We start from the raw sequence: 20,230 nt of genomic DNA, 5'->3' as shown, positions 1-20,230 counted from the left end.
CAGACTATCGATAAGCCCTTCGGCCAAAGGTTTCGGAGGGAAAGATAGTGTGAAAGAAAACCGTCAGGGTTGTCTTTCGCGTGCAATCAAACCACTTTTTCGAGCTTTTCAAAGTTCGAAAAAGTGCGGCAGCCTGTCGAAAAGCCTTTTTCGACAGGCTGAGGGCGCGGCAAGCAATTGCCGCGCCCGTCCAGGCTGTCTGATGAATTTGTACCGGGTTGGTTTACCAGCCGAAGGGCCAGCCGTAGCCATAGCCGCCGTAGCCGTTGCCGTACTGCTGGCCGTACTGCTGGTTCTGCTCCTCCTCAAGCTGGTCATGGAGCTCCTGGGAGGCGGCCACCCGCTCGTCGGTGCGCTCGTCAAAGGTGATGGTCAGGGTCTGGGTCTGACCGGAACGGCTCACCGTCAGGGTGGCGGTGTCGCCGGCCCGGTACTCGGCCAGGGCGTTCTGAAGGTCATCGGAGGAGGTGATGTCGGTATCATCAATCTTGGTGATAATATCCTCCACCTGAAGGCCGGCCTTGGCGGCACAGGAATCCTCCACCACGCCCAGGACATAGGCTCCGGCGGACACGCCGTAGCGCTGGGCCTCGCCGCTGACGTTGGTGTTGATGATGCCCATATAGGGCTTGCCGGTGACGTAGCCGTACTCCATGATGTCGGTGATCATGCTCCACACGTTGTCAATGGGGATGGCGAAGCCGATGCCCTCCACAGAAGCCTCGGAGGAGTCGCCGTTGTTGGACAGCTTGGCGGACACAATGCCCACCACCTGGCCGTACTGGTCAAAGAGGGCGCCGCCGGAGTTGCCGGAGTTGATGGCGGCATCGGTCTGGATATAGTTCATACGGCGGCCGTCGCTCATGGTCACGTTCCGGTCCAGGGCGGAGACATAGCCGCCGGTGAGGGAGTAGGTCAGCTCGCCCAGGGGGTTGCCGATGGCGTAGACCTGATCGCCCACCACCAGATTGTCGCTGCTGCCGATGACCACGGTGGCCAGGCCGGTGGCATCAATCTTCAGCACGGCGATGTCGTTCTCCTCGTCGCCGCCCACCAGGGTGGCGTCGTAGCTCTTGCCGTCCACGAAGGTGACGGTAATCTTGCTGGCGTCCTCAATGACGTGGTAGTTGGTGACGATGTAGCCGTCCTGGCTGATGACAAAGCCAGAGCCGGAGGCGGCGGTCTGAACCACCTGGCCGTAGACGTTGGTGTTGATCTCGGTGGTGATACCCACGGTGGCGTTGACGTAGGTGGCGTAAATCTGAGCGGCGGTCAGGGGCTCCTTGGTGGTCACGTTGGACACGTTGACCACCGTGGGGGCGTGGTCGCCCTGGTAGACGGTGGTGCTGCCCTTCACGCCGCCGGTGAGGGCCATGACCCCCGCTCCGGCGCCGCCGCCCAGCAGAGCGCACACCAGGCACAGGGCGGTAATCTTGGGCCAAACCCGCTTCTTCTTTTTGGTGGGACGGACGTCGTCCTCAATGCGATAAGAGGTCGCCTCAAAGGTCTGCTGGGGCTGCTGCTCCTCGGGGCGGTTCTCAGGGTTAAAATCGCTGTAATACATAACTGTCGCTCCTTCTATCACGAGATACTCTCTCGGCGGGTTTCGTACCCGTTTCCTTTTTACGGGTCTAAGCATAACCGGAATTTATGTCCAAAGCGTGAAGAAAGATAAAATGAAATTTGAACTTTCACCGGGTGCCGTAATATTTTCCCCCGGAGCAGCAGCTTTTTCGCATCAGTCTTAAAAAAGTTTAAGAAAACCGCTCAGTCACGCCGTTCTGCATCTTTATCCTCACGTTTTGTTTCCAGTGCAGGACGGTTTTTCAGGATGGCAGTCAGGTCTCCGGCGGCCAGGCGCAGGTCGGAGAGCACCCCGTCCAGCACCCCCAGGCGGCCGATGTTGATGACCACCATGCACAGCACCGGGCCCAGAATCATGCCCGCCACACCGGCGATTTTCATGCCCACATAGATGCTGATGAGGGAGAGAATGGGGGACAGGCCGGTCTGGTCGCCCACCACCTTGGGCTCGGCTCCACGGCGGAACAGGGCAATGATGCCCCAGATGACCATCAGCTCCACGGCGTGGCGGTACTCACCCAGGAACAGGTCGGCCACCGCCCAGGGGACGATGACGGTGCCCGAGCCCACGATGGGGATAAAGTCCAGCACCGCCAGCAGGAAGGCCAGCAGCACCGAGTAGGGCTGGCGGATGACCACAAAGCCGACGAGCAGGATAAAGAAGATGACCACCGACAAAATCAGCTGGGCCTTCACATAGCCGCCGAAGGCCGCCACCGCCGTGCGCTTGACGCTGCCGAAGAAGTCCCGGACGCTGGGGGAGAGGCGGTCGGTGACCATGAGGCGGAGCCGGGGATAGTCGGAGGCGATAAAATAGGTGGCCATGACGAAGATGACCAGCGCCACCGCGAAGGAGGGGATGCTGAAGGCAAAGGAGCCTGCCGCACTGCCCGCATGGCTGAGCAGGCTGGGGATCATCTCATTGAGCCAGGCCACCAGCTTGTCCAGCGCGGCCGTGGCCCCCTGGCTCACCTGGTCCGGCAGGCCGATAAACAGGCCGGAGAGGAATTCCTCCAGGCCTACAATGGCGGGCTGTAAGCTGTCCGCCCAGATAGAGGGCCAGTTCATCACCAGGGAGGCCACCTCGCTGACAATGCTGTACACCAGCGCCGCCAGTATGCCCCCCGCTATGGTGAAAATCAGAATCAGCATCACCAGGGACAGCGCCTTTCGTGACCCGCCGAACCGCCGCTGTACCTTTACGATGGCCGGATTGAGAATCCAGGTGAGCACCAGCGCCAGCACAAAGGGCATCAGCAGCCCCAGTAAAGGCGGTGCGCCGTACACCAGAAACAGCACCACCAGAATCGTCCCGGCCAGCCGGATGCCCAGCCGCAGCCACAGCCGCCCCCGTTCCCGCCAGGTCAGCTCTTTCCCATTCACAGCAATTCCTCCCCGCGCATCTCCGGGTGCGCTCAATGCCGCCCCGTTTTTCTGCGCCGCAATTTATGATCATTGTAGCACGGGTCCGGTGGGATAGCATCAAGAATCCATGAATATTTTTAAAAATTCACAAAAGTTCCCCCGGCCCGCAACCTTCCTGCCTCTCTTCTGGTATTATAAATGCAAGAGGTCCCGGAGGGCGGCCCGCTGGGGGCATGGCAGGTGGTCTCCGGGACAGAGGATGCCCAAAAGAGGTGAGGGAATATGACGGACGAGAGGACCGCCCGGGCTCAGGTGGAGCGCTGGGGCGGCATGGTGTGGCGGCTGGCCCTGGCCCGCACCCGCCACATCCAGGACAGTGAGGACGTATTTCAGGAGGTATTCGCCCGCTTTTTCCGCCACGAGGGGGAGCTGAGCAGCGACGAGCACCGGAAGGCCTGGCTCATCCGCTGCACCCTCAACTGCACCAGGACTCTGCTCTCCGCCCCCTGGCGGAGGAGCCTGCCCCTGGAAGAGGCGCTGACCAAGGCCGTGCCGGAGGAGGACCGGACGGTATACCAGGCGGTACTGGCCCTGCCCAGGCCCTACCGGACCGCCATCCACCTCCACTACTGTGAGGGGTACTCGGTGGCGGAGATTGCCTCCCTGACCGGCGCCCGGGAGGGTACGGTGAAGAGCTGGCTGGCCCGGGGGCGGGGCAGGCTGGCCGCGGAATTGAAAGGAGACGATTAACCATGATGGACAGATATAAGGCGGCCAATGACGCCCTCCGGCCTTCGGCGGAGCTGGTGGAGCGGGCCGTGACAGGGGCAGGGCGCAAAAAGCGCCGCCGCCCCCTCATTCCCGCCGCGGCGGCTGCGGTGCTGGCTGCGGTGCTGCTCTTCACCGGCATTCCCGGCCTGACCGGCCCCGCATCGGGCGGCAGCGCCTACGCCCTGGCGGTGCCGGAGTATCCGGAGCTGGCCAAGGTCCCCGCCGAGCCCTCCATCCTGGCCGACCAGCAGGCCTGGGACGACTGGAACGACGCCTATGACGCCTATTGGGACGACTGGCGCACCTTCCGGGACGCCGCCCCGGCCCTGGAGGATCAGCCCGGCCTGCCGGAGGCATTGGCGGACTTCTCCGCCCGCAGCGCCGCCCTGGCCCTGGCGGGGGAGAACAACCGGATTTACTCTCCCATCTCCCTGTGGTTTGCCCTGGCCATGCTGGCCGAGACCACGGCGGGGGAGAGCCGCCAGCAGGTGCTGGCCTCCCTGGGGGCGGAGGACCTGGAGCAGCTGCGCAGCTGGGCGGACAGCCTGTGGCACGCGCTGTACACCGACGACGGCACCGCGTCCCTGCTGCCGGGCAGCTCCATCTGGCTGGGGGAGGGCATGGCGTTTCACCAGGACGTGCCGGACACTCTGGCGGAGGACTACTACGCCGCCTCTTACCGGGTGCCCATGGGCACCGACAAGGCGGACAATGCTCTGTCCGCCTGGGTGGCGGAGCAGACCAGGGGGCTCATCGGCGGGGACGGAAAGGTGCTGGAGACCACCCCGGACACCCTGGCGGTACTGGCCTCCACCCTGTACTACCAGGCGGGCTGGCGGGACGAGTTTCTCCCTGAAAACACCAGCGAGGACGCCTTCACCACCGCCGCCGGTGAAGAATTGACAGTGGACTTCATGCACCGCACGGACAGGAACGTGCATTTCCTGCGCCGGGAGGGGTATGAGGCCGCCGCCCTGTCCACCTATCTGGGGCAGATGGTCTTTGTGCTGCCCGAGGAGGGGGTCACCCCCAATGACCTGCTCTCCGACCCGGACTTCCTCTCCGGCCTGGACATGGACAGTGACGACGCCATCCAGGGCGAGGTCCGCTGGTCCGTGCCCAAGTTTGACGTCAGCTCCGACCTGGACCTGAAGCCCACCCTGGAGGGTCTGGGCATCACCGACGCCCTGGACCGGGAATCCGCCGACTTCTCCCCCCTCACCGACACGGAGCCGGTGTGGGTGGACCAGGTCAAGCAGATTGCCCGGGTGACAGTGGATGAGCAGGGGGTGGAGGCCGCAGCCGTCACCCTGATGCCCGCCGCCGGCGCCGGCGCCCCGCCCGAGGACCCCACCATCTGCGTCATGGACCTGGACCGGCCCTTCCTCTTCCTCATCAGGACGGGGGACACGGTGCTCTTTGTGGGCGTGGTGGAGAGCCCAAAGGCATAAATTTCCCGCTTTATTGACATCTTCTCCCCGTATTTTATATAATCAATACAGAAGGATATATCCAGCAGCGGGAGAGGAGGTCCCCATGATCGCCTTCTGGAACAGGAAAGAGGTGCTCTCCACCTACGACACCCCCCTCCAGGCCAAGGCACGCACCATTCTGGCCGGTGAGGGCATTCCCTATCAGGTCAAGCTCAAGGGCCTGGCCAGCATGGACCGGGGCGGCATCCCCGACCTGCCGGTACAGATGGTAATCTATGTGAAAAAGCAGGACTATGACCGGGCCTGCGGTGCGCTCTCCAGGGCGCTCTACCGATGAACCGCTTTTTATGAAAAATACCCCCCCGGGACAGTACATGGCGCTGTCCCGGGGGGTATTGCTTATTCTGCTCAGAGCTTGACTACCCAGCCGTGGGGATCGGGGATGGTGCCCCACTGGATACCGGTGAGGGTGTCGTACAGCTTCTGGGTCACGGCGCCAATCTTGCCGCCGTTGACCACAGTGTGCTTGTCCTCCCAGCCCATCTCGCCGATGGGGGAGACGACGGCGGCGGTGCCGGTGCCCCAGGCCTCCTCCAGCTTGCCCTCAGCGGCAGCGTCAAAGAGCTCCTGGGCGGTGATGAGCCGCTCCTGGACGGGGTAGCCCCAGTCACGCAGCAGCTCCAGGCAGGAGCGGCGGGTGATGCCGGGCAGCACGGAGCCGGTGAGCTCGGGGGTGATGATCTCGCCGTTCACCTTGAACATGACGTTCATGGAGCCCACTTCCTCGATATACTTCCGGTGCACGCCGTCCAGCCACAGGACCTGGGCGTAGCCCTGACCCTCGGCCCGCTCGCCGGCCCGGATGGAGGCGGCGTAGTTGCCGCCGCACTTGGTGTAGCCGGTGCCGCCGCGGACGGCGCGGACGTCCTCATTCTCCACATAGATGCGCACCGGATTAATGCCCTCGGCGTAGTAGGCGCCCACGGGGCAGCAGATGACGCAGAACAGGTAGGTGTGGGAGGCGTGGACGCCCAGGCTGGCGTCGGTGGCGATGATGAAGGGACGGATATACAGAGAGGTGCCGGGCTCGCTGGGCACCCAGTCGGCCTCGGTCTTGACCAGGGCCTTGATGCCGTCCAGGGCCAGGTCCTCGGGCAGCTTGGGGATGCACAGGCGCTCGCAGGAGTCGTTCATCCGGCGGACGTTGTCCAGGGGGCGGAACAGCTGCACGCCGCCCTCGGGGTTGCGGTAGGCCTTCATGCCCTCAAAGACCTCCTGGGCGTAGTGGAACACCATGGCGGAGGGCTCCAGGGCGATGGGGGCGTAGGGGACAATGCGCCCGTCGTGCCAGCCCTGCTCGGGGTTGTAGTTCATCAGGAACATGTAGTCGGTAAAGACCTTGCCGAAGGAAAGGGTCTTGGGGTCGGGCTTGGGCTTGAGCTGCGCGGCCCGGGTGATGGGAAATTCATGCATGGAGACGGCCTCCTTACCTCATAAAAGATATTGGGATACCCTTTAGTATAGCAGTCGGACGGGATGGCCGCAAGGGAAACGGACACCCGGGCTGTTTGCATTATTATGGCACGGCGGCCGGGGGAAGAATGTAACGTGAGATACAATTTCCTGGGAAAAGGAGCGGCAAAAAGGTCCGCAGCGCCCGGGAAAAAACACCGGACCGTCAAAAGCCCTTCTCTTCAAAAATTACCGTGCGGCTTGTATTGAAAAGGGTTTTTTGATATAATAATTTCTCTCATTATGTGCTGTGTGTGCCGAGGTGAGAACGCCGTGAAAAAGAAAAACAAGCTCAGCCATCTGCTGGAGCCCAGTCTGCGGCTCTATTTTATCGCCCTGGTGTGCTTCACCGTGGCCTCCGCCTTCTTCAACCTCTATCTGGGGCTGGCTGAGGCGGTGGTGGTGCTCATGCTCTACTGCTACTTCCGCCGGGCCAACAACCTGCGCCGCCGGGAGATCCTCAAGTATATCGACAACGTCACCTGCAACATCGACGTGGCCACCAAGGACACCATGGTCAACGCCCCTCTGCCCATGGTCATCTTCAAGCCGGAGACCGATGAGGTCATCTGGTCCAACGAGCGCTTCCTCCAGCTCACCGGCGAGCGGGAGCACCTGTTTGACACCAAGCTGTCCGCCGCGGTGCCCGACTTCAACTCCCGCTGGCTCATGGAGGGCAAGAGCCAGTGCCCCAACGAGGTGCGGATCGGGGACAGGCGGTTCCTGGTGTACGGCCATTTGGTGCGCACCGACGACCGGGGCCGTCAGAGCTTCCTGGCCACCACCTACTGGGTGGACGTGACCGAGTTCTCCAACGTGAAGGAGGAGTTCTACGACTCCCGGCCCGTGGTGGCCATCCTCCTGCTGGACAACTACGAGGAGATCCTCAAGGGCCTGTCGGACAACGCCAGCTCCGCCCTGCTCAGCGAGATCAACGCCAAGCTGGACGAGTGGGCAGCCCCGGTGGGCGGCATCTTCTGCCGCTACAGCCGGGACCACTACCTCTTCATCTTTGAGGAGCGCCACCTTCAGGCCTATCAGGACGGGAAGTACGCCGTGCTGGACGCGGTCCACGCCATCACCAGCCCCAACGGCATCCCCGCCACGCTGTCCATCGGCATCGGCAAGGACGGCGACAGCCTGGAGGAGCTGTTCCAGTTCGCCAACCTGTCCATCGATATGGCCCTGTCCCGGGGCGGCGACCAGGCGGTGGTGAAGAACAAGTTCACCTTTGAGTTCTACGGCGGCCGCTCCAAGGAGACCGAGAAGCGCACCAAGGTGAAGAGCCGGGTTATGGCCAACGCCCTCTCCGAGCTCATCAGCTCGGCGTCCATGGTGTTCGTCATGGGCCACAAGTACCCCGACCTGGACTGCATGGGCGCTGCGGCGGGCGTCATCTCCCTGTGCCGCAAGCGGGGCGTGAACGCCCACATCATCAAGGAGAGCGGCCAGAACCCGGCCAGCGGCATGGCCGAGCGGCTTGCCGCCCTGCCCGAGTACCGGGATGTGTTCCTCTCCGCCCAGGACGCCCTCATCATGGCCGACGCCAACGCCCTGCTGGTGGTGGTGGATACCAACCGGCCCGAGCAGGTGTCCGCCCAGGAGGTGCTGCTCTCCTGCAACAAGGTGGCGGTCATCGACCACCACCGCCGGGCCGCCACCTACATCGCCAACGCCGCCCTCAACTTCCACGAGCCCTACGCCTCCTCCGCCAGCGAGCTGGTCACCGAGCTGCTCCAGTACGCCATGGAGCCCGCCGACCTGCTGCGGGCCGAGGCGGAGGCCCTGCTGGCCGGCATTGTGCTGGACACCAAGCAGTTCACCATGCGCACCGGCGGCCGCACCTTTGAGGCGGCGGCCTACCTGCGCCGTGCGGGCGCCGACACCGGCGACGTGAAGAAGCTCTTCCAGAACGACCTGGAGGGCACCATCGCCAAGTACGACATCATCCAGAACGCCAAAATGTACCGCAACAACATCGCCGTGGCCCGGGTGGACCACACCGTGGGCCGTGTCACCGCCGCCCAGGCCGCAGACGAGCTGCTCAACATCGCGGGCATCGACGCGTCCTTCGTCCTCTTCCCCGACGGGGAGCGGGTCATCATCTCGGCCCGCAGCATGGGGGACACCAACGTCCAGGTGGTGCTGGAGAAGCTGGGCGGCGGCGGCAACGCCGCTACCGCAGGCGCCCAGGTGCCCGGTACGCTGGACCAGGTCACACGGGACCTCATCCGGTCCATTGACCAGTATTTTGAGGATGAATAAAACAAACACCTTATTTTCAGAAAGGAACGATATAACATGAAGGTTATTTTACAGCAGGACGTCAAGGGACAGGGCAAGAAGGGCCAGATGATTGAGGCCAGCGACGGCTACGCCCGCAACTTCCTCCTGCCCCGGAAGCTGGCCGTGCCCGCCACGGCGGAGAACATCAACACCATGAAGATGCAGGAGAAGGCCAAGAAGGCCCAGGAGGCCGCCGAAAAGGCCGAGGCCCAGGCCATCGCCGAGAAGCTCGCCGGCATCACCGTGAAAGTGGTGGCCAAGGGCGGCAACGGCGGCCGTCTCTTCGGTGCCGTCACCTCCAAGGAGATCTCCGACGCCCTCAAGGCCCAGTTCGGCCTGGACATCGCCAAGACCAAGATCGTCCAGGAGGAGCCCATCAAGGCCTTCGGCGGCTACAAGCTCAAGGTCAAGCTGGGTTATGAGATTACCGGCACCCTCAGCGTCATGGTGGTGGAGGAGTAAGGAAACCTTCTCCCTGCGAACAGCCTTTTCTCCCACGACAGAAAAGCGTTTGATTTTTACCCAGGAGGTGAGAATATGGATGAAGCGCTGCTGACCCGGCAGATGCCCCACTCGGTGGAGGCCGAGCAGGCGGTGCTGGGCTCCATGCTCATCGATTCACGATGCGTGCCCGAGGTGGTGGAGGAGCTGCGGGGTGAGGACTTCTACCTGCGGCAGAACCGGGAGATCTACGAGACCATCTACTCCATGTTCAACTTCTCCCTGACCATCGACCCGGTGACCGTGCTGGACCACATGCGCCAGAACGGCGTATATGACGAGAACACCTCCCGGAGCTATCTGCTCCAGCTGATGGAGATCACCCCCACGGCGGCCAACGTGAAGGAATATGTGTCCATTGTGAAGGACAAGTCCCTGCTGCGGCGCATCGCCGAGACGGCGGGGGATCTGACCGCCCTCATCCAGGAGGGCACCAGCACGGCCCAGAATGTGCTGAACGTGGCGGAGCAGCGGATTTACGCCATCCGCCAGGGCCGGGCCGCTCAGGGCCTGGAGCACATCTCCACGGTCATCCTCAGCGTGTACGAGCGGCTCAACGAGCTGGCCGCCCAGGACAGCGAGGTGCCCGGCCTGAGTACTGGCATGCCCGACGTGGACCGGGCCATCGCGGGTCTGAACAAGTCCGACCTTATCCTGCTGGCCGCCCGTCCCGGCATGGGCAAGACCTCCTTCGCCCTCAACGTGCTGCTCCACGCGGGCAAGTTCTCGGGCAAGACGGTGGTCTTTTTCTCCCTGGAGATGAGCCGGGAGCAGCTGGCCATGCGTCTGATCTCCGGCGAGAGCTTTGTGGACAACAAGAAACTGGTCACCGGCCGGCTCAGCGAGGAGGACTGGACCAAAATTGCCGCCGCCTCGGCCGCCCTCAACCGGACCCAGATTCTCATTGACGACAACCCGGCCCTGTCGGTGGCCGACATGAACGCCAAATGCCGCCGGGTGGACAACCTGGGGCTGGTGGTCATCGACTACCTGCAGCTGATGACCTCCGCCGGAGGCCCCCAGCGCAGCAGCGGCGAGAACCGGCAGCAGATTGTCTCCGACATCTCCCGCGCGCTGAAAATCATGGCCAAGGAGCTCAACGTGCCGGTGGTCTGCCTGTCCCAGCTGTCCCGTGGCCCCGAGAGCCGCAGCGACAAGCGCCCCATGCTCTCCGACCTGCGTGAGTCGGGCGCCATCGAGCAGGACGCCGACATCGTCATGTTCCTGTACCGCGACGACTACTACAACGACAACGACGAGAACCACAACCTGGCCGAGTGTATCATCGCCAAGAACCGACACGGCGAGACCGGCACGGTGGAGCTGCAGTGGCTGCCCGAGTACACCACCTTCTCCTCCATCGACCGGCGGCACGAGGAATATTAAGCGACCGAGCCGTCATGCGCCGCGCGGAGAAACCGGGGCCCCCGGGAAAGCGCGAAGCGCTTTTCTGGGGAGAGGACGAGCAGCGGAGTGAGCGAGCCCTGGCATTTATGCCGGGGCGAGTGATATGCAGCTTGCGAGGACGACGCGAGGCGTGATATCTTCCAGGGGGGACGCTGTCCCCCCTGGATACGCGGGCACCGCGCCGCTAGGGCGGCACAATGCCCGCGATACCCCCCTCACCCCCGCACGGCGGGGGTGGTTGCCCGCCGGTGGCGGAGCAAGCAGTGGTGTGCTGCGCAGGCCATGTCCTGTTCCGCACCTCCTTGAATTTTCTTTCCGCCGCACAGCGGCGGAAACTCTGCGAGGCTTTTCCCCTGTTTTCATAAGGAGAATCTATGACAGACGCCCTGAATACCCTTGCAATGGAATACGACATGCTCCCCCGTGGGGGCACGGTGCTGTGCGCCGTGTCCGGGGGCGCCGACTCGGTGTACCTGCTCCACCGGCTGTGGCTGCTGCGGGACATCCTGGGATTCAATCTGATTGCCGCCCACTACAACCACTGCCTTCGTGGTGAGGAGTCCGACCGGGACGAGGCCTTTGTCCGGGACTTTGTGGCCAAGTGGTGCGGCCCCCAGCGCTTTGACGGCCCCGACGGGGAACGCACTCTGCCCGCCGTGGAGCTGGTGGTGGGCCGCGGCGACGTGGCCGCTGAGGCCGCCCGGCAGGGCCGCGGGCTGGAAGAGACCGCCCGGGACATGCGGTACGCCTTCCTGCGGGAGACGGCCCAGCGCCTGGGCTGTGACCGCATTGCCACCGCCCACAATGCCGACGACAACGCCGAGACCCTGCTGCTCCACCTCATCCGGGGCACCGGGCTCCAGGGCATGGCAGGCATCGCGCCCCGGCGCGGGGACCTGGTACGGCCCATGCTCACCACCACCCGCCGGGAGGTGGAGGAGTACCTGGCGCTGTACAGCATCCCCCACGTGGAGGACAGCTCCAACTCCGACGAGCGCTTTACCCGCAACCGCATCCGCCGCCAGGTGGTGCCCCTGCTGGAGGAGCTCAACCCCGGCTTTGTCCGGCGCATGACGGACACCACCCGCTACCTGCGCTCTGACAACGACTTTCTCAACGCCCAGGCCGCCCAGGTGTGCGCCCACGCCCGCTGGGCGGAGGACGACCTGGTCATCGAGGCCCACTACCTGGCCGACGCACCCACCGCCATCGCCCCCCGGGCCGCCCGGCGGCTGCTGGAGATGATGGGTGACGGGGATACTGACTGCTCCGCCGCCCACCTGGAGGCCATTGTGAACCTGTGCCGGGGGGATGACCCGTCGGCGGTGGCCTTTCTGCCCGGCGGACGTCTGGCCCAGCGGGTGTACGGCGAGCTGCTCCTCACCACCCAGGACGACCCCCGGCCTCCCTTTGAGCCGGTGACCCCGGTGCGGGGCGAGAACCCCATCCCTGGCACCGACTGGAAGCTGGTGCTGGAGGAGGAGCCCTGGCCAGGGCTGATTGTGCGCCCCCGGCAGCAGGGGGACGAGCTGACCCGTCCCGGCCGCAGAAGCAGGACGGTGAAAAAGCTGATGATAGACGAAAAAATTCCCCGGCGGGACCGGGAGCGGGTCCCCGTAGCCGCCGACGGCGACGGTGTCATCGCCGTGGCCGGGCTGGGCGAGAACGGAGAGCACCCCCGCTTCGGCGCGGCGCTGCGCTTTGTCCGGCGGGCGAGAGAATACAACCCTACAGAAACAGAGAAAATGGAAGGATGAGCGATTATGCTGGAACAGGACATTGAACGGGTACTTTTTTCTGAGGAAGAGCTGAATAAGCGTGTGAATGAGATTGCCGCCCAAATCAACCGGGACTACGCCGGCAAGGAGCCCATGCTCATCTCGGTGCTCCGCGGCTCCTTTGTGTTCATGGCCGACCTGACCCGGAAGATTGAGGTGCCCTGCACCATCGACTTTATGTCCGTGTCCTCCTACGGCAGAGGCACCACCTCCTCCGGCCAGGTGCAGATCACCAAGGACCTGTCCGACGACATCGAGGGTAAGGACATCATCGTGGTGGAGGACATTCTGGACTCGGGCAACACCCTGGCCTATCTGCTGCAGCTGCTCCAGGCCCGGAAGCCCGCGTCCATGAAGCTGTGCACCCTGCTGGATAAGCCCGACCGCCGGGTGAAGGAGGTCCACGTGGACTACACCGGCTTCACCATTCCCGACGAGTTCGTGGTGGGCTACGGCCTGGACTACGCCGAGAAGTACCGCAACCTGCCCTACATCGGCATCCTCAAGCCCCGGGTGTACGGCGGCGAGGGCTGAGCACAGCCCCTGTCCATCCCGGCCTTCCGGCGGTGTATCATAAGCTGTGAAATGAAACGGGCCCGCCCTCATGGGGCGCCCCGTGGAGGGAGAGGTCCGTATTGAAGAAGAAAATTTCCGGCCGCGACCTGGTGTTCTACCTGTTTATTTTCCTCATTTTGCTCTCCACCGTGTACGCACTGATGGGGCTGAACGCCGGGAAAGCGGTCTACTACTCCGAAATCCACGACCTGCTGGACAATCAGCAGGTCAAGACCGTCCAGGTCAAGGACGACACCCTGACCATGGAGCTGTGGGAGCCCTACCAGGGCAGCTATACTGTCACCTACAAGCTGCCCAGCTTTGAGCTGTTCTACCAGGACTTCAACGATACCATCGTCAAGCAGCACGCCAACGGCATCATTCAGGCCTTTGACTACCCGGTGGGCTTCCGCCTGCCCGCCTGGGCCACCGCCCTGCTGCCCACGCTGGTGATTGTGGTCATTTTCTTTGCCATGTGGTATATCATGTTCCAGCGCCAGGCCGGCGGTGGGGGCGGCGGAGCCGACAAGACCAGCCGCTACTCCCGGGCCCGCACCCGCACCGTCTCCGACGAGGGCAAGAAGGTCACCTTTGCCGACGTGGCCGGTGCCGACGAGGAGAAGGAGGAGCTGCGGGAGGTGGTAGAGTTCCTGCGGGACCCCAAGCGCTTCCTGGCCCTGGGCGCCCGCATCCCCAAGGGCATCCTGCTGGTAGGCCCTCCGGGCACCGGTAAGACCCTGCTGGCCAAGGCTGTGGCCGGTGAGGCCGGTGTCCACTTCCTGTCCATCTCCGGCTCCGACTTTGTGGAGCTGTATGTGGGCGTGGGCGCAAGCCGTGTCCGCGACCTGTTTGACCAGGCCAAGAAAAACTCCCCCGCCATTGTGTTCATCGACGAGATTGACGCCGTGGGCCGCCAGAGAGGCACCGGTCTGGGCGGCGGCCACGATGAGCGGGAGCAGACGCTGAACCAGCTGCTGGTGGAGATGGACGGCTTTGCCGCCAACGAGGGGGTCATCGTCATGGCCGCCACCAACCGGCAGGACATTCTGGACCCCGCCCTCCTGCGCCCCGGCCGGTTTGACCGGCAGATCTACGTGGGCGCGCCCGACATCAAGGGCCGGGAGGAGATTCTGAAAATCCACGCCCGCAACAAGCCCCTGTCCGAGGATGTGGACCTGAAGGACGTGGCCAAGGCCACCGGCGGCTTTACCGGCGCCGACCTGGAGAACCTGATGAACGAGGCCGCCCTGCTGGCTGCCCGCCGCGGAGAGCGGTTCATCACCATGCCCGACCTCCACGAGGCGGTGATCAAGGTCATCGCCGGACCGGAGAAGAAGAGCCGGGTGGTCATTGAGCGGGAGCGCAAGCTCACCGCCTACCACGAGGCGGGCCACGCCATTGTCAGCCACGCCCTGGAGACCGCCGACCCGGTCCACCAGATCACCATCGTGCCCCGTGGCCGTGCCGGCGGCATGACCATCTCCCTGCCCCAGGAGGACAAGAGCTTCCTCTCCCGCACCGAGCTGGAGGAGCGCATCGCCTCCCTGCTGGGCGGCCGCGTGGCCGAGCAGCTGGTGCTGGGTGATATCTCCACCGGCGCGGGCAACGACCTGCAGCGGGCCTCCTCCATCGCCCGCAACATGGTCATGCGGTACGGCATGAGCGAGAAGCTGGGCAGCGTGGTCTTTGATTCCGGCCACGACGAGATCTTCATCGGCCGCTCCATGGCCCAGGCCAAGAGCTATTCCGAGGAGACCGCCGACCTCATCGACCAGGAGGTCAAGGCCATCATTGACAAGGCCTATGAGCGCTGCCGCGCCATTCTCACCGAGCAGCGCGCCCAGCTGGAGCTGACAGCCGAGTACCTGCTGGAGAACGAGACCATGGACGCCGCCGCCTTCGAGCAGGTCTTTACCGACCCGGACGCCCTCCGGGAGCCCGACGGCCGCATCAAGAGCCGCCCGGACAGGACACCCTCCATCCGCAGCCAGCGCAGTGAGCTGACCCCCGAGGGCAAGCGGATGTCCCCTGAGGACATCGACGTCCCCGCCCCCGACGAGGATAAGCCGGAGGACAAGAAGTAAAAGCTGAAAAACATCCCCGGACGGAGTTTCCGTCCGGGGATGTTTTTTTGCGCCCTTCTTAAAAGTCCGGTTTATAGTACTTCTTATTTGCTATACTGTGCATGTAAGGAAAAGAACAGACAGCCCGCCAGGGCGGGACAGACAGAAAGGAGCGTCCGGTTATGAAGGAATATTCCATGCGGTGGGTCCATGGTCATGTGGAGGTGTATGACGCCTGCGGGCGCTTCCGCTTCTCCGCCGACAGCGAGTGGGAGGCACTGGCCGAGCTGGCTGAGGAGGCCGCCTGACCTCTTGCCATTCCGCCCCGGTTCAGGCTATAATATAGAAAAAAACACCGCAACCGGGCGGAAACAACAGGGAGGAATGGCCATGCGGCTGCTGAATTTTGGTTCCATGAATGTAGACCATGTGTATCAGGTGGAGCACTTCGTCCGGCCGGGCGAGACCATCTCCGCCCGCAGGCTGGACCACTTCTGCGGCGGAAAGGGGCTCAACCAGTCGGTGGCCCTGGCCCGGGCGGGGGCGGAGACCTACCACGCCGGTATGCTGGGCAAGGGCGGCGAGGAGCTGGAGCAGATGCTGGTCCGGAGCGGCGTACGCATGGACCACATAGGTGCGTCCGCCGAGCTGACCGGCCACGCCATCATCCAGGTGGATACCTCCGGCCAGAACAACATCATCATCTACGGCGGCTCCAACCAGGCCGTCACGCCGGAATATATCGACAGCGTGCTCTCCCACTTCGGGCCGGAGGACATGGTGCTCACCCAGAACGAAATCAGCAATATCAGCTATCTGGCCCGCCGCTGCGGTGAGCTGGGTATCCCCCTGGTGTTCAATCCCTCTCCCATCACCCAGGGGCTGCTGGAGGAGTTTCCCTTTGAACAGGTGTCTCTCTTCCTCATCAATGAGGTGGAGGGTCAGGCTCTCACCGGAGAGACCGAGCCCGGTGCCATCCTGGACGCCCTGCTTACCCGCTGGCCCCAGGCCAAGGTGGTACTCACGCTGGGCCAGCGGGGCGTGGTGTACCGGGACCGTGCGCACACCTGCTCCCACGGGGCCTACAAGGTGAAGGCGGTGGACACCACCGCCGCCGGGGACACCTTCACCGGCTTCTTCCTGGCCTCCCTGGCCCGGGGCGAGGACATCCCCCGCTGCCTGGAAAACGCCTCCCTGGCCTCCGCTCTGGCGGTGTCCCGGCCCGGGGCGGCCCCCTCCATCCCCACCATGGCGGAGGTGGACGCCGCAAGAGGCACCCTCACAGCCTCCCCCGCGCCTGAGCTGTGAGACAAATAATGGCCCCTTCCCGATTGGAAGGGGCCATTTCTGCACAAAAAAGCAACATGCTATTGTTTTTTTGTGTGAAAGCTGTACAATGTGGTTGAGGAATGAGGCCGACGCACAGAGGCGGTCTGCCGCCGGAAAGGGAGGGAAACAGGATGAAGCTGTATACCATAGGGCTGCTGCTGGCCCTGCTGTTCTGCCTGTCTGGGTGTACGCCCGGAGAGCCCAATTTGCCCACAGACTCTCAGTCACTCCCGCCAACCGGCACGGAGCAGCAATCGCCCGCCCCATCTCCCTCCGCGCCGGAGGAGACGGAGGAGCAGACCGGCCTGGCAGCGGGAGAGGAGCTGCGCACCTGCACCATAGAGCGGGCCGCCGGCGGCATCGACGGGCCGGACGGATACAGCCAGAACGTGAATCTGTGGGTGGCGCTGGAGTATGTCTACGACACAGAGGCCGGCAAAGCGGTCCGTTTTACAGATGCAATCCCGTTGGAGCTGACCCTGCCCGGTGTGGAGGATGCGGCGTTTGACACCGGCGGCTTCAATGTGGAAGTGAGCGACAATGAGGTGCGGATCAGCGCCACCGGCCGCGTCAGCTATACGGTGCCCGACGCGGCGCTGTCCGAGGGGGGCGACCTGTCCGCCGTGACCGTGGAGAACGGGGACAGTGCGGTCACCACAGCCGTCAAAACCTATGTATTGGAGCTGGAGCTGAGCGATTTGGAGGAGTAAACAGCGCCGCCCCGGCGGGCCAGGGCCCGCCGGGGCGGCTTTGTGCTCAGAGAGGAATTCAGTCGGGGATATAGGTCCTCACCCGCAGGGTGACCCCCAGGTCCATGGTGAGACGGCGGCACCGCTCAATCTCCTCGGGAGTCTTGTCCTTGTTCACGATGGTCATAATCACGTGGGGCACATACTCCCGGCACCGGGCGGCAAAGTCCAGCATGGCCTTCCAGGCGGCGGGGCCGTCCTTGGGCTGGGTGACGGCGCAGTACTCCTCCGCCGTGGAACCGTTGAGGGAGATGGACACCGTGTCCACCCGGCCGGACAGCTCATGGGCCACGTCCCGGCCCAGGAACAATGCCGCGTGGCCGTTGGTGTTGATGCGCACCGGGGGCAGGTTGGGGCACTTGGCCTTCAGGGCGTCGATGAGCCAGGCGATGTCGTCCCAGCGGTACATGGGCTCGCCGAAGCCGCAGAACACAATCTCCCGGTAGCTGGGCAGGTCCCGGCGCAGGAAGTCGGCCAGAGCCTCCTCCCGGGTGGGCTCATGGTCCAGCCACAGGTCGTCGGCGTAGATGCTGCCCTTGTGGCCGTTGTGCCGCAGGCAGAACACGCAGGCACAGTCGCAGCGGTTGGTCAGGTTCACGTACAGCCCGCCCTCGTACTCATAGGTGATGGTCTCCATACAGTTCGCCTCCTGTCAGGGAATGTTGAAAAATCGCTTGCCGTTTTCCATGGTGATGCGCCCCACCTCTTCGGCGGTCAGGCCCTTCACCTGGGCGATGGCCTCGGCCACCCGGAACACGTTGCGGGAATCGTTCCGCTTGCCCCGGAAGGGAACAGGGGAGAGGTAGGGTGCGTCGGTCTCAATCATGATCCGGTCTATGGGCAGCCAGTCAATGACCTCCAGGCATTTGCGGGCGTTCTTGTAGGTGACCACACCGGTAAAGGACACCATCCAGCCCATGATGACCAGGGTCTTGGCGTCCTCCACCGCGCCGGAGTAGCAGTGGAACACGCCGTGGGCGTTGGGGTGGGCGCGCACCATGTCCAGGCTGTCCTTGTGGGCCTCCCGGTCGTGGAAAATGACGGGCAGGTCCAGCTTCTCTGCCAGGGAGAGCTGGGCGGAGCAGAAGTCCTGCTGGAGCTTCCGCTTGCCCGGGTCCTTCTCCCAGTAGTAGTCCAGGCCAATCTCCCCGATAGCCTTCACCTTGGGGTGGGTTGCCATGGCCTCAATCTCCGAGAGCTGGTCCAGGGAGGCCCCCTCCAGATTCTCGGGGTGGAAGCCCACGGCGGCGTACAGGTGGGGGTACCGCTCCGCCAGGGCCACCGACTGCCGGGAGCTCTCCAGGTCACAGCCGGGACACAGGGCCAGCTCCACCCCGGCGGCGGGCAGGGCGGACAGGACTTCGTCCCGGTCGGCGTCAAAGGCGTCGTCATAGTAGTGGGCGTGGGTGTCGAAGTACATAGATGCTCTCCTTATCAGCGCATTTTCTACCCCTATGATATCCCTTTCCCGGGGAATTTGCAAGGCTGGCCGGGGTTGACAGGGGACGGAGAATGTGGTATCATTCCTCCGCAAGTGAATCAGGGGAATGAAGTGCTCCCCGGGGCGTGGCCCCGAACCGCGTTTGACGCTGATGACTTCTGCATTTTGTGTGATGCAGGGGTTATCAGATTTTTTTTGCCCCTGCGGAAGGGATGGAAGTACCATGTTGACAAGTCTGGCCTATATCCTGCTCCTGGGATTGCTCCTGGGGGCGCTGGCGGGGAAGCTGCGGCTCCCCCCGCTCATCGGCATGATTGCCGCCGGCATCCTGCTGGGGCCCTCCTGCCTGAATCTGCTCTCCGACAGCCTGCTGAACATCTCCGCCGACCTGCGGCAGCTGGCCCTTATCATCATCCTCACCCGTGCGGGCCTGACCCTGGACGTGGCCGCCCTGAAGCGGGTGGACCGTCCGGCGGTGCTCATGTGCTTCCTGCCCGCCTGCTTTGAGATTGCAGGCATGGTGCTGCTGGCGCCCCGTCTGCTGGGGGTCAGCGTGCTGGATGCGGCCATCATCGGCGCGGTGGTGGGCGCCGTGTCCCCCGCCGTCATTGTCCCCCGGATGATCAAGGTCACCGAGGAGGGCTGGGGTACGGACAAGGGCATCCCCCAGCTGGTGCTGGCAGGTGCCAGTGTGGATGACGTGTTTGTTATCGTCATGTTCACCATGTTCACCGGTCTGGCCTCGGGCCAGGGGGCCTCTCCCATCACCCTGGCCGGGGTACCCGTGTCCATTGTGTCGGGCGCCCTGGTGGGTCTGGGACTGGGCGCGGTGCTGGCCGCCTTCTTCAAAAAATTCCACATGCGGGACTCCGTGAAGGTGGTCATCCTGCTTTCCCTGGCCTTCCTGCTGGTGGCCGCCGAGGACGCTCTGGAGGGTCTGTTCCCCTTCTCCGGCCTGCTGGCCGTCATGGGCATGGGCGTTGGCCTCCAGCGGTTCCGGGGTGAGGTGGCCGTCCGCCTGTCCGCCAAGTTCTCCAAGCTGTGGGTGGCCGCTGAGGTGGCCCTCTTCGTGCTGGTGGGTGCCGCCGTGGACCTGAAGTACGCCGCCGCTGCGGGCGCCGCCGCTGTGCTGGCCGTGCTGGGCGCCCTGTGCTTCCGGGCCCTGGGCGTGGTGATCTGCGTGGCCGGGTCGGGCTTCAGCCGGAAGGAGAAGCTGTTCTGCGTCCTCAGCTATCTGCCCAAGGCCACTGTCCAGGCCGCCATCGGCGGCGTGCCTCTGGCCATGGGCCTGGGCTGCGGCCAGATTGTCCTCACCGTGGCGGTGGTGGCCATCCTGGTCACCGCACCTCTGGGTGCGCTGGCTATTGACGTGAGCTACAAGAAGCTCCTGACCAAGGCCCAGTGAGCCTGTTTTCCACAAAAATTGCGCCCCCGGCGGAAAACTCCGCCGGGGGCG

At 63.9% G+C, this 20,230-nt stretch carries 18 protein-coding genes and 1 riboswitch; of the genes, 13 read left to right on the top strand and 5 right to left on the bottom strand.

Annotated features, from left to right (window positions below; genetic code table 11):
- Positions 1 to 223 precede the first annotated feature (223 nt).
- Both ACOX7T_RS04885 and ytvI read right to left on the bottom strand, forming a co-directional pair.
- On the bottom strand, positions 224 to 1,564 hold the full coding sequence (locus tag ACOX7T_RS04885) for a S1C family serine protease (RefSeq protein ID WP_433440438.1): 1,341 nt from the start codon (positions 1,562 to 1,564) through the stop codon (positions 224 to 226).
- A 203-nt stretch (positions 1,565 to 1,767) separates the two neighbouring features.
- A complete protein-coding gene (ytvI, locus tag ACOX7T_RS04880; protein ID WP_433440436.1) occupies positions 1,768 to 2,967 on the bottom strand; it encodes a sporulation integral membrane protein YtvI in 1,200 nt (399 codons plus the stop codon).
- A gap of 264 nt (positions 2,968 to 3,231) precedes the next feature.
- Between ytvI and ACOX7T_RS04875 the strand changes: the two genes are divergently transcribed.
- The 3 genes from ACOX7T_RS04875 to ACOX7T_RS04865 all read left to right on the top strand — a co-directional run bounded on the left by ACOX7T_RS04875 (position 3,232) and on the right by ACOX7T_RS04865 (position 5,490).
- Positions 3,232 to 3,699: an RNA polymerase sigma factor gene (locus tag ACOX7T_RS04875; RefSeq protein WP_433440434.1), complete on the top strand. Its 468-nt coding sequence runs from the start codon at positions 3,232 to 3,234 to the stop codon at positions 3,697 to 3,699.
- Positions 3,700 to 3,701: 2 nt separating this feature from the next.
- Positions 3,702 to 5,171 (top strand): serpin family protein, encoded by a 1,470-nt coding sequence (locus ACOX7T_RS04870; protein ID WP_433440432.1) that lies wholly within the window; start codon positions 3,702 to 3,704, stop codon positions 5,169 to 5,171.
- An 85-nt stretch (positions 5,172 to 5,256) separates the two neighbouring features.
- The gene (locus tag ACOX7T_RS04865) at positions 5,257 to 5,490 is read left to right on the top strand and encodes a putative signal transducing protein (RefSeq protein WP_433440430.1); all 234 of its coding nucleotides are present in this window, start codon (positions 5,257 to 5,259) and stop codon (positions 5,488 to 5,490) included.
- A 71-nt stretch (positions 5,491 to 5,561) separates the two neighbouring features.
- Here the strand turns inward: ACOX7T_RS04865 and ACOX7T_RS04860 are convergent, their stop codons facing one another.
- The gene (locus ACOX7T_RS04860; RefSeq protein WP_433440428.1) at positions 5,562 to 6,626 is read right to left on the bottom strand and encodes a branched-chain amino acid aminotransferase; all 1,065 of its coding nucleotides are present in this window, start codon (positions 6,624 to 6,626) and stop codon (positions 5,562 to 5,564) included.
- 312 nt (positions 6,627 to 6,938) lie between these two features.
- On the opposite strand from ACOX7T_RS04860, the gene ACOX7T_RS04855 reads away from it, so the two are divergent.
- From ACOX7T_RS04855 to ACOX7T_RS04815, 9 genes are all read left to right on the top strand, one after another.
- Positions 6,939 to 8,930 (top strand): DHH family phosphoesterase, encoded by a 1,992-nt coding sequence (locus tag ACOX7T_RS04855; RefSeq protein WP_433440426.1) that lies wholly within the window; start codon positions 6,939 to 6,941, stop codon positions 8,928 to 8,930.
- 36 nt (positions 8,931 to 8,966) lie between these two features.
- Entirely contained in the window at positions 8,967 to 9,413 is a 447-nt protein-coding gene (gene rplI, locus ACOX7T_RS04850; RefSeq protein ID WP_433440424.1) for a 50S ribosomal protein L9, read from the top strand.
- Positions 9,414 to 9,488: 75 nt separating this feature from the next.
- Positions 9,489 to 10,838 carry a replicative DNA helicase gene (gene dnaB, locus ACOX7T_RS04845; RefSeq protein ID WP_433440422.1) on the top strand — a complete coding sequence of 450 codons (1,350 nt, stop codon included), beginning with the start codon at positions 9,489 to 9,491 and terminating at the stop codon, positions 10,836 to 10,838.
- A gap of 395 nt (positions 10,839 to 11,233) precedes the next feature.
- Positions 11,234 to 12,616: a tRNA lysidine(34) synthetase TilS gene (gene tilS, locus ACOX7T_RS04840; RefSeq protein ID WP_433440420.1), complete on the top strand. Its 1,383-nt coding sequence runs from the start codon at positions 11,234 to 11,236 to the stop codon at positions 12,614 to 12,616.
- A 6-nt stretch (positions 12,617 to 12,622) separates the two neighbouring features.
- Complete coding sequence (hpt, locus tag ACOX7T_RS04835) at positions 12,623 to 13,171, top strand: hypoxanthine phosphoribosyltransferase (protein WP_433440418.1); 549 nt, start codon at positions 12,623 to 12,625, stop codon at positions 13,169 to 13,171.
- A gap of 101 nt (positions 13,172 to 13,272) precedes the next feature.
- Positions 13,273 to 15,276 carry an ATP-dependent zinc metalloprotease FtsH gene (gene ftsH, locus ACOX7T_RS04830; protein ID WP_433440416.1) on the top strand — a complete coding sequence of 668 codons (2,004 nt, stop codon included), beginning with the start codon at positions 13,273 to 13,275 and terminating at the stop codon, positions 15,274 to 15,276.
- Positions 15,277 to 15,437: 161 nt separating this feature from the next.
- Positions 15,438 to 15,563 carry a hypothetical protein gene (locus ACOX7T_RS04825; RefSeq protein WP_433440414.1) on the top strand — a complete coding sequence of 42 codons (126 nt, stop codon included), beginning with the start codon at positions 15,438 to 15,440 and terminating at the stop codon, positions 15,561 to 15,563.
- 82 nt (positions 15,564 to 15,645) lie between these two features.
- Positions 15,646 to 16,563, top strand: coding sequence for a ribokinase (locus ACOX7T_RS04820; RefSeq protein ID WP_433440412.1), 918 nt, complete (start codon positions 15,646 to 15,648; stop codon positions 16,561 to 16,563).
- Positions 16,564 to 16,715: 152 nt separating this feature from the next.
- Positions 16,716 to 17,294: a hypothetical protein gene (locus ACOX7T_RS04815; RefSeq protein ID WP_433440410.1), complete on the top strand. Its 579-nt coding sequence runs from the start codon at positions 16,716 to 16,718 to the stop codon at positions 17,292 to 17,294.
- A 58-nt stretch (positions 17,295 to 17,352) separates the two neighbouring features.
- On the opposite strand, the gene ACOX7T_RS04810 is transcribed toward ACOX7T_RS04815, so the two are convergent.
- Both ACOX7T_RS04810 and ACOX7T_RS04805 read right to left on the bottom strand, forming a co-directional pair.
- Positions 17,353 to 17,970 (bottom strand): TatD family nuclease-associated radical SAM protein, encoded by a 618-nt coding sequence (locus ACOX7T_RS04810; RefSeq protein WP_433440408.1) that lies wholly within the window; start codon positions 17,968 to 17,970, stop codon positions 17,353 to 17,355.
- A 15-nt stretch (positions 17,971 to 17,985) separates the two neighbouring features.
- Positions 17,986 to 18,753, bottom strand: coding sequence for a TatD family hydrolase (locus ACOX7T_RS04805; protein ID WP_433440406.1), 768 nt, complete (start codon positions 18,751 to 18,753; stop codon positions 17,986 to 17,988).
- 114 nt (positions 18,754 to 18,867) lie between these two features.
- Positions 18,868 to 18,942: riboswitch (Fluoride riboswitch) on the top strand.
- Positions 18,943 to 18,997: 55 nt separating this feature from the next.
- Here ACOX7T_RS04805 and ACOX7T_RS04800 point away from each other — a divergent pair.
- Complete coding sequence (locus ACOX7T_RS04800) at positions 18,998 to 20,179, top strand: cation:proton antiporter domain-containing protein (protein ID WP_433440404.1); 1,182 nt, start codon at positions 18,998 to 19,000, stop codon at positions 20,177 to 20,179.
- Positions 20,180 to 20,230 lie beyond the last annotated feature (51 nt).

The sequence above is a fragment of the Pseudoflavonifractor sp. genome (genome assembly GCF_050943825.1).
Taxonomy (GTDB): Bacteria; Bacillota; Clostridia; order Oscillospirales; family Oscillospiraceae; genus Pseudoflavonifractor.
This window is presented reverse-complemented; position numbering and strand designations above follow the sequence as displayed.

Coding starts and splice junctions, on each gene's coding strand:
- ACOX7T_RS04885 (WP_433440438.1), bottom strand. CDS start 1,564: ATGTATTACAGCGATTTTAACCCTGAGAACCGCCCCGAGGAGCAGCAG.
- ACOX7T_RS04875 (WP_433440434.1), top strand. CDS start 3,232: ATGACGGACGAGAGGACCGCCCGGGCTCAGGTGGAGCGCTGGGGCGGC.
- ACOX7T_RS04870 (WP_433440432.1), top strand. CDS start 3,702: ATGATGGACAGATATAAGGCGGCCAATGACGCCCTCCGGCCTTCGGCG.
- ACOX7T_RS04865 (WP_433440430.1), top strand. CDS start 5,257: ATGATCGCCTTCTGGAACAGGAAAGAGGTGCTCTCCACCTACGACACC.
- ACOX7T_RS04860 (WP_433440428.1), bottom strand. CDS start 6,626: ATGCATGAATTTCCCATCACCCGGGCCGCGCAGCTCAAGCCCAAGCCC.
- rplI (WP_433440424.1), top strand. CDS start 8,967: ATGAAGGTTATTTTACAGCAGGACGTCAAGGGACAGGGCAAGAAGGGC.
- dnaB (WP_433440422.1), top strand. CDS start 9,489: ATGGATGAAGCGCTGCTGACCCGGCAGATGCCCCACTCGGTGGAGGCC.
- tilS (WP_433440420.1), top strand. CDS start 11,234: ATGACAGACGCCCTGAATACCCTTGCAATGGAATACGACATGCTCCCC.
- hpt (WP_433440418.1), top strand. CDS start 12,623: ATGCTGGAACAGGACATTGAACGGGTACTTTTTTCTGAGGAAGAGCTG.
- ACOX7T_RS04825 (WP_433440414.1), top strand. CDS start 15,438: ATGAAGGAATATTCCATGCGGTGGGTCCATGGTCATGTGGAGGTGTAT.
- ACOX7T_RS04820 (WP_433440412.1), top strand. CDS start 15,646: ATGCGGCTGCTGAATTTTGGTTCCATGAATGTAGACCATGTGTATCAG.
- ACOX7T_RS04815 (WP_433440410.1), top strand. CDS start 16,716: ATGAAGCTGTATACCATAGGGCTGCTGCTGGCCCTGCTGTTCTGCCTG.
- ACOX7T_RS04810 (WP_433440408.1), bottom strand. CDS start 17,970: ATGGAGACCATCACCTATGAGTACGAGGGCGGGCTGTACGTGAACCTG.
- ACOX7T_RS04805 (WP_433440406.1), bottom strand. CDS start 18,753: ATGTACTTCGACACCCACGCCCACTACTATGACGACGCCTTTGACGCC.
- ACOX7T_RS04800 (WP_433440404.1), top strand. CDS start 18,998: ATGTTGACAAGTCTGGCCTATATCCTGCTCCTGGGATTGCTCCTGGGG.